Origin of the sequence: Collinsella aerofaciens, from assembly GCF_039752985.1 — a bacterium.
Taxonomy (GTDB): domain Bacteria; phylum Actinomycetota; class Coriobacteriia; order Coriobacteriales; family Coriobacteriaceae; genus Collinsella; species Collinsella aerofaciens_BT.
In genome coordinates this window covers 1-7,408 of sequence record NZ_JBDMHA010000082.1, presented here as the reverse complement: position 1 = coordinate 7,408, position 7,408 = coordinate 1, and the positions used below count along the sequence as shown (strand labels likewise).

General features: G+C 57.7%; 5 protein-coding genes and 1 tRNA gene. 5 read left to right on the top strand and 1 reads right to left on the bottom strand.

Features of this window, described 5'->3' with window-relative positions:
* Positions 1–2,848: SpaA isopeptide-forming pilin-related protein (locus ABHR76_RS09105; RefSeq protein ID WP_346977454.1), on the bottom strand; the 2,848-nt coding region annotated here is incomplete at its 3' end.
* Positions 2,849–3,145: 297 nt separating this feature from the next.
* On the opposite strand from ABHR76_RS09105, the gene ABHR76_RS09100 reads away from it, so the two are divergent.
* The 5 genes from ABHR76_RS09100 to ABHR76_RS09080 form a co-directional block, all read left to right on the top strand.
* Positions 3,146–3,220 (top strand) — tRNA-Gly (locus ABHR76_RS09100).
* A gap of 424 nt (positions 3,221–3,644) precedes the next feature.
* The gene (gene purB / locus ABHR76_RS09095; protein WP_055251306.1) at positions 3,645–4,991 is read left to right on the top strand and encodes an adenylosuccinate lyase; all 1,347 of its coding nucleotides are present in this window, start codon (positions 3,645–3,647) and stop codon (positions 4,989–4,991) included.
* Positions 4,992–5,119: 128 nt separating this feature from the next.
* The gene (locus ABHR76_RS09090; RefSeq protein WP_006236206.1) at positions 5,120–5,383 is read left to right on the top strand and encodes a TIGR03905 family TSCPD domain-containing protein; all 264 of its coding nucleotides are present in this window, start codon (positions 5,120–5,122) and stop codon (positions 5,381–5,383) included.
* A complete protein-coding gene (locus ABHR76_RS09085; RefSeq protein WP_055310311.1) occupies positions 5,383–6,594 on the top strand; it encodes a twin-arginine translocation signal domain-containing protein in 1,212 nt (403 codons plus the stop codon). The genes ABHR76_RS09090 and ABHR76_RS09085 overlap by 1 nt, the downstream gene beginning before the upstream one ends.
* A gap of 154 nt (positions 6,595–6,748) precedes the next feature.
* Positions 6,749–7,408, top strand: a 660-nt coding sequence (locus tag ABHR76_RS09080) for a response regulator transcription factor (protein ID WP_346977453.1), incomplete at its 3' end; no start/stop codon positions are given.

Here is a 7,408-nt window from a genome sequence, read left to right as displayed (position 1 = left end):
GTGTCGCGTTTGCCGGCTCATCGACGTCTGTCGAGTCCAACGGCGTCGTGCGATACCACACGTTGCACAGACCATTGAGGTCGCCGATGGCGACGGGGGTTTCGATTGAGACGAATCTCGCCGTATCGTCCTCGGCACACTCAAGATCATCGGTAATTGTGAACTCATCAACCCAGGTAGTTGAATCGTTTCGAGCGTCGATGGTATAGGAGAAAAGCCCATCCGTATTGGTTTGCATCGCGGCACGGTTTTTACCATCGCCGTTAGTCAACAGGCCCTTTTCGATAGGTTGGACAAGTTCCTGACGCTTGTCGACCTGCCCCTTGATCTCGATGGGCGCATCCTTCATCGCGACGGATTGGACTTCTCCCGTATCCTTTATTTCAAACGTTATCTCCTCGGCAAGGTCATAGGTCCGCGGAGACATCATTTCGCGCAACGAGTAGGTGCCGGGTGCAAGATGTTCGACGCGGTGTGGCTTGTCGGATGAGGTCCAGGAGTCTATTTCGGTTTTATCGGGACCATATAAGGCGAGCTGTGCGCCTTCCACTTCCTGCTCACCGCTTGCATCGACCTTGGAGATATCAACCTTGGTGTAATCGTCGGATACGTTAAGCCGTGCTTCTACAACGGGTGTTTTCTGGTCGGCATAAGTAAGGTCGACAATATGGGTTGTCTGATCGAGCAAGAAGCCTGCCGGCGCTTGAGTCTCGACAACCTCGTAGCGTGCGGTGCCAGATCCCAGTGGGAGGTTGCCCGCGCGTGCTTCTCCAGTTTCATCCGTCGTGACGGTCGCGACAGTCTCACCGTCGAGCGCGGCAATGCTACCGTCGGGGCGCACGATATCACCCGAGGCACGGATCTCAAAGACGGCGCCCGCGAGGCTGCTGCCGTCTATGGCATCGGTTTTAACGATCCTGATGTTTCCGGTCGCGGCGTGGTCATAATATGAGGCGATTGCAACGGGCGTTAGGTTCATGTCGGCGGGTATGTTTACCTCGATCTCTTCGCCGACAAGATAGGGCTCTTTGGCCGAGGTTTCGCGTACATAATAGGTGCCCGGCACGAGCGATTCGGGCAGTGTGACGGTCCCGGTCGCGTCAGTCGTAAAGGTGTCCATTACGTTATGTGCTGGATACCAGCAAGTTTGTGAGACAGGTTCGTGATTGCTGTCGAGGAGTTGGAAGGTGAATCCGGCTAGGGGAACAGAAGCGCCTGTTTGGGCATCGCGTTTTACAATCTGGAGATGCGTCGACAGAGCGTGGTTGTCCACGATATATTGAAGCTCGGCGCCGTCGGAAATCTGATTGGCCCCGACGGTCCATTCCCCTGCACGTTTAAAACCCTCGGGGACGGTTTCCGGAACCTCGCGAACCGTGTAGCCGGCACGGTCGTATGGGACGGCTCCGTGGACACCGGCGGGTCGCTTGCCTGTGCCGAACCATGCTTCGGGCTGATCTTTGGTGGAGGCAAAGCCATAGATGTTTGTGATCAGTGTGCCAACAACCTGCTGAGAGCTGTTGCTGACAACCTCAAAGACAACACCACCCGCCGGCTGCTCCAGGCCGGATTGGTCGCTATTGCCGTAATCCTTGAATTTGGAAATCTCAAGGTTAAACGCAACGGGGATATCGGAAACGCGAGATTCGATCTCGACCACGCCTGAATCGCCGAGCTGGTCGGCTCCAACGGTATAGGTCCAGCTGTCGTTGGATGGCAGGTAGCCCTCGGGGGCTTTTGATTCGTAGATGGTAAAGGTTCCTAAGGGGACATCGGCGAGGGCGGCCCGACCGCTTTCGTCGGTCGTGAGGATTTGTGCCCATCCAGGGGTTGATTGCGACACACACGTGAACTCTGCTCCTGCGAGTGAAGATCCCACCTGGGGGCCGGCATTCGTCGCGGCATCGAGTTTTACGATACGCAGGTTGATGGTGCCGGGCTGTTCTTCAATGGCGACCCGCCCGCCGTCATTCCCCGTGGTAAAGGCAATACGATCGTGGCGGGGGACATAGCCGGCCGGCGCCTTCGTTTCAACTAGGTAGTATGCCGTGTTGGGCAGAAGTGTTGCCTGCGCTCGACCGTTGCTGTCCATCTGGACGGTGCCGACACGCGCGCCGCTGGTGCTCTCAAAAACATCGAATGTTGCCCCGTCAAACTGATAAGTATTGTTTCCGCTGGTAATGGCAGCGTTTGCAGACTGCTTTTGGAAGGAAACAGAGACCGCCGGCAGTACATAGAGCATGTCCTGACGTTTGCTGCCGCCCGATACGGCTCCTAGATAGCGCCGCGCGCGGTGCGGAGCGGCTTTGATGCTTCCTGATTTTGCGCTGTCGTGGAGCCACCGCGCCGCCGCCACGACTTCATTGTCAGTGATAAAGTGCCCACTCTTGGTTTTGCCCTGAGCGGTCGTGTAAGAGTAGGTACCGTCGACATGGGTAGTGCCGTTGAGCATCCATACGGCAAGCTGGGTTGCGGCGCGGGCACGATCGGGTGAAAGATGGTAACCGCCAAACGACGTGGCGGTAGGATATCCGTGACAAACGATTGCCGCGAACTCGTCGTCGAGCCACACCCAGCCTTGATCAAAGTTGAGCCATGGGTCGCCCGGCTTGGTGGGGCCGGGGCGCTCCTGGTTCATGCAGTAGGCAATCGAGGCGTCTTGAGCTTCATACTTGCCGATGAGGAAGGGCCCACAATCATCGCTAATAGTGCGGAAGCCGAGCTGGTCGTAGCCATCGACGGCAAATGCGGCTCCCGGTGTCAGGCAGCCGAAAAGCAGGAAGAGGAGCAGGAGCAGCGGACCTGTTGCGATTGCGCTGTGGACAGAGTGCGTGGGTGCGTTGGACATGGCTGCTCCTTATCCCTCGTGCGCCGCATGGGGAGGTTGCGACGCGTAGGATGAGGCTACCCCCGAGGTTCATGCGGGTAAGTACCGGAGCCTGACCAAAAGCTTGCCCGATTTCTGACAAATCGAGCTCAAATACAACAATCAGATAAAAGTGCAGGTAGAAGATGGTAAGAAAAGAAAGACAAAGGTCCTCATCTCCACAATTGGCGCGGTTTTCAAATGATTCTCCACAGCTAAAACAAGCATCGACACCCTTGTATCGAACAAGACAACCGCGTTATACTATCCCCCACATATGCGGGCATCGCCAAGTGGTAAGGCATCAGCTTCCCAAGCTGACACTCGCGGGTTCGAGTCCCGTTGCCCGCTCCAAAAAAAGTAAAAGCACGACACCGCTTCGGTGTCGTGCTTTTTTCAATAAAGTGCCGGGACTCGAACCCGCCAGGGTGCGAGCGTTAAATAAACGCGAAGCGTTTATAGCGAGCAGGCAAGGTCGCCGATAGGCGACCGCAGCCGGTGCGTATTTGCGAAGCAAATGCGCAGACGTCCCGTTGCCCGCTCTACCGGGCGCGGGAGACATGGGGACGGCTAATTCAACAAAGTCTTCCCCTTCGGCTTCGTGAAGCTGAGGGGCTCGCCTGAAGCCGGTGCGGATTTGCGAAGCAAATACGCGGACGTTCCGTTGCTCGCTCCAATTCCAAAATGTTAGGTTAATGCCTGCTGCCCATACTTGCACCTGCGCACGGTACAATGGATGGGTTACGACCAACGTGCCAATAACCAAAAAGGAGCCGCTATGATCGATCGCTATACCCGCCCGGAGATGGGACACATCTTCTCCCTCGAGAACAAGTACGCCATTTGGCAGGAGATCGAGGTTCTGGCCTGCGAGGCCCAGGCGGAGCTCGGCAAGATCGGTATTTCCAAAGACGAGGCCCAGTGGATCCGCGACCATGCCAACTTTGAGAAGGCGAAGGTCGATGAGATCGAGGAAGTCACGCGCCACGACGTCATTGCCTTCCTGACCAACATGAAGGAATACATCGATGCCGATGTTCCCGAGGGCGACCCCAAGCCCAGCCGCTGGGTTCACTATGGCATGACCAGCTCGGATCTGGGCGACACGGCCCTGTGCTACCAGCTCACCCAGGCCTGCGACCTGATCATCGAGGACGTCAAGAAGCTCGGCGAGATTTGCAAGCGTCGTGCCTTTGAGGAGCGCAACACGCTCTGTGCCGGCCGCACTCATGGCATCCACGCCGAGCCGATGACCTTCGGCATGAAGTTTGGCTCTTGGGCCTGGGAGCTCAAGCGCGATCTGGATCGTCTTGAGGACGCCCGCAAGAATGTTGCCTTTGGTGCCATCTCGGGCGCTGTCGGCACGTACAGCTCCATCGAGCCGTTCGTCGAGGAGTATGTCTGCGAGCACCTGGGCCTGGTTCACGACCCGCTGTCCACGCAGGTTATCAGCCGCGACCATCACGCCTATCTCGCCGGCGTTCTCGCCACCACCGCAGCCACCTGCGAGCGCATCGCTACCGAGGTCCGCAATCTGCAGAAGACTGATACGCTCGAGGCCGAGGAGCCGTTCCGTAAGGGCCAAAAGGGCAGCTCAGCCATGCCGCACAAGCGCAACCCCATCACCATGGAGAAAGTCTGCGGTCTGTCGCGCGTCGTGAAGTCCAACGCCCAGGTTGCCTTCGATAACGTCGCCCTGTGGCACGAGCGTGACATTTCGCACTCCTCTGCCGAGCGCGTCGCCCAGGCCGATAGCTTCATCGCCCTCGACCACATGTTCCAGTGCCTCATCCGCGTTATCGACGGCCTGCAGCTGTACCCTGCCCGCATGATGGCCAACCTCAATAAGACCCGCGGTCTCATCTTCTCCTCCAAGGTGCTGCTCGCCCTCGTCGACACGGGCATCACCCGCGAGGACGCGTACGCCATTGTGCAGGAGAACGCCATGGCAACTTGGCACGAGGTACAGGATTGTGTCTCCGGCCCCACCTTTAAGGAGCGTCTCGAGGCCGACCCGCGCTGCACCGTCAGTCAGGAGAAGCTCGACGAGATCTTTGATCCGTGGGACTTCCTCACCCGTATCGACACGGTCTTTGATCGTCTGGAGCAGCTGAGCTTCGAGTAGGTTCGGGCATAACGTTAGCTTTTTAGGGCGCTTTGCTGGTAATGTGTGTTGCCGGCAAAGCGCCTCGTTGCATTTAGGGAAAGACGGGGATAATAGTCGTCTCGAATAACATTCTGAGAGGGGATCGCATGATTTCGTTTGATTACAAGCCTCAGGGCGTGTGTGCTCGCAATATTCACCTTGATCTTTCCGATGACGGCAACAAGGTGATGGGCGTTGAGTTTACCGGCGGCTGCGACGGCAATCTCAAGGCTATCTCCAAGCTGGTCGAGGGCGCTCCTGCCGATCGCGTAATCGAGGTTCTCGCCGGTAATACCTGCGGTATGAAAAAGACCTCCTGCGCCGACCAGCTTACACGCGCTATCGAGGCCGCTCGCACCGAGATCGCCTAATGGGTATCGCCGATCACATCAAGAACGGAATATCGCGTCGCGGCTTTGTACTCGGTGGGGCTGCCGCGGGCGCTGCCACGGTGCTTGCCGGATGCTCGAAAAAAACGGGCACCAGCGATGATGCCGCCGGCGAGCCGCAGGTTATCAAGGACGATTCCAAGATCATCTCGATTACGGATGAGTACGAGGCAGTCGACATCGATCTTGAGCCGGCGGCGTCGTGGACGCTGCCTCTGGGTACGCTGCTGTACTACTGCGACGGCGATTACGCCGCGGCGATGATGGCGCCCGCATCGGCGCTGCACGCCAACACACTCGGTGTGCTCAACCTGGGTGATGGCTCGCTTACCACATTAATCGAGGATCCTATCGAGGGCACGGGATATGCATTCTACGATGTCCGTGCCGGCGACGGCGTATTCGCGTGGGTTGAGATGAACTTTGCCAATTCATCGTGGAAGCTCTACGCTCAAAATCTGTCGGGCGCTTCGCTCTCTGGCGACGTGGTTGAGCTCGATCGAGGTGGCAAGGACTATGATCCGCCCCTGTTTACGGCGTTCGGGTCATCGGTCATCTGGTATAAAATGCCTTCGGCAGGCGGCAATAAAACGAGTAGTGATTCGTTTTGCTATCGTCGCTCGCTTGATGAATCCAAGGCCGAGGTAATTTGGAAATCGACGGGCCGCTTTGCATCGGCCCCGCGCGCGAGCGACGGCATTTTGACCATCTCGCCGCGTGTCCGCAACGACGAGGGCGTCTACTACGGCATAACGGCAATCGATCTGACCGACGGCAACAACACCAAGCGTGCCCAGTTGGTCCTCCCTTCGTCAGTTTCGCCTTTCGAGGCCGTATATATGGGCGATACCTTCGTGTTTTCTATCGAGGCGGCCTATAGTGGCGTGGGCAGCCTGGGCAATATGGGCACGTATATCGGTAATGAGGGAGGGCCGTACCTCTTCCTGTCACGCGAGCCGCTCGCATGTGCGGCTGGCAAGAAGAATAAATACCTTGTTAAGGTACAGGCGTCGCATTTCCTGATCGACACCTCTGCCAAGACCTATGGCTCGCTGCTGTCGCCCGACCGCGCTTTGGAGTATGGCGATTATCCAGCTACGGCGGGAAAATCGGACTCATTCCTTACGTACGCCACGGTGCGCAACAGCCAGGGTATACCAGAGACGGTCACTGCACGCCTATTCTCTCTTTAAGCTTAGAGGGGTTAAAAAGGCGCCAACAGGGGAATAAACGCGTTGTAATTGTGAGTACCGCCCGCCGAGCTGCCGCGTCATAGCGGCATCCGGCGGGCTCAGGTGCGTTAAAATGGGCTTGTTCTTAGCTAATTGAGACAGGGGGGGCCGTGTTATGGCTTCAGATGCAAAAAAGATTCTGCTGGTCGAGGATGAGAAGGCAATCCGTGACGCCGTCGCTGCCTATCTCGAGCGCGAAGGCTACTGGGTTGTGGGCGTCGGCGACGGCCAGTCCGCGATCGAGGAGTTCGAGAAGCATCAGTTCGACCTGGTCGTGCTCGACCTTATGCTCCCCAAGATTCCCGGCGAGCGCGTTTGCCGCACCATTCGCGATACCTCGGATGTCCCCATCATCATGCTGACGGCTAAGGGCGAGATCGAGGACCGTATTATCGGTCTTGAGCTCGGCGCCGACGACTATCTGATTAAGCCGTTCTCGCCGCGCGAGCTCGTCGCCCGCGTTCGCGCTCTGTTCCGCCGTGCCCATCAGGCCGACGAGCCCGCCGTCGAGGTACTCGACTTCGGCGATCTGGTCATCGATATCTCGGGCCACAAGATCTTGGTCGAGGGCAAGGAAGTCGATCTGACGGCTTCCGAGTTTAAGCTGCTCACCACGCTTGCCCGCCATCCCGGCCGTGTGTATAACCGCATGGAGCTGGTCGAGAAAGTGCTCGGGTATGACTTTGAGGGCTATGAGCGCACCATCGATAGCCACGTGAAGAATCTTCGCGCCAAGCTGGGCGATGATCCCAAGAAGCCCAAGTGGCTCTACACC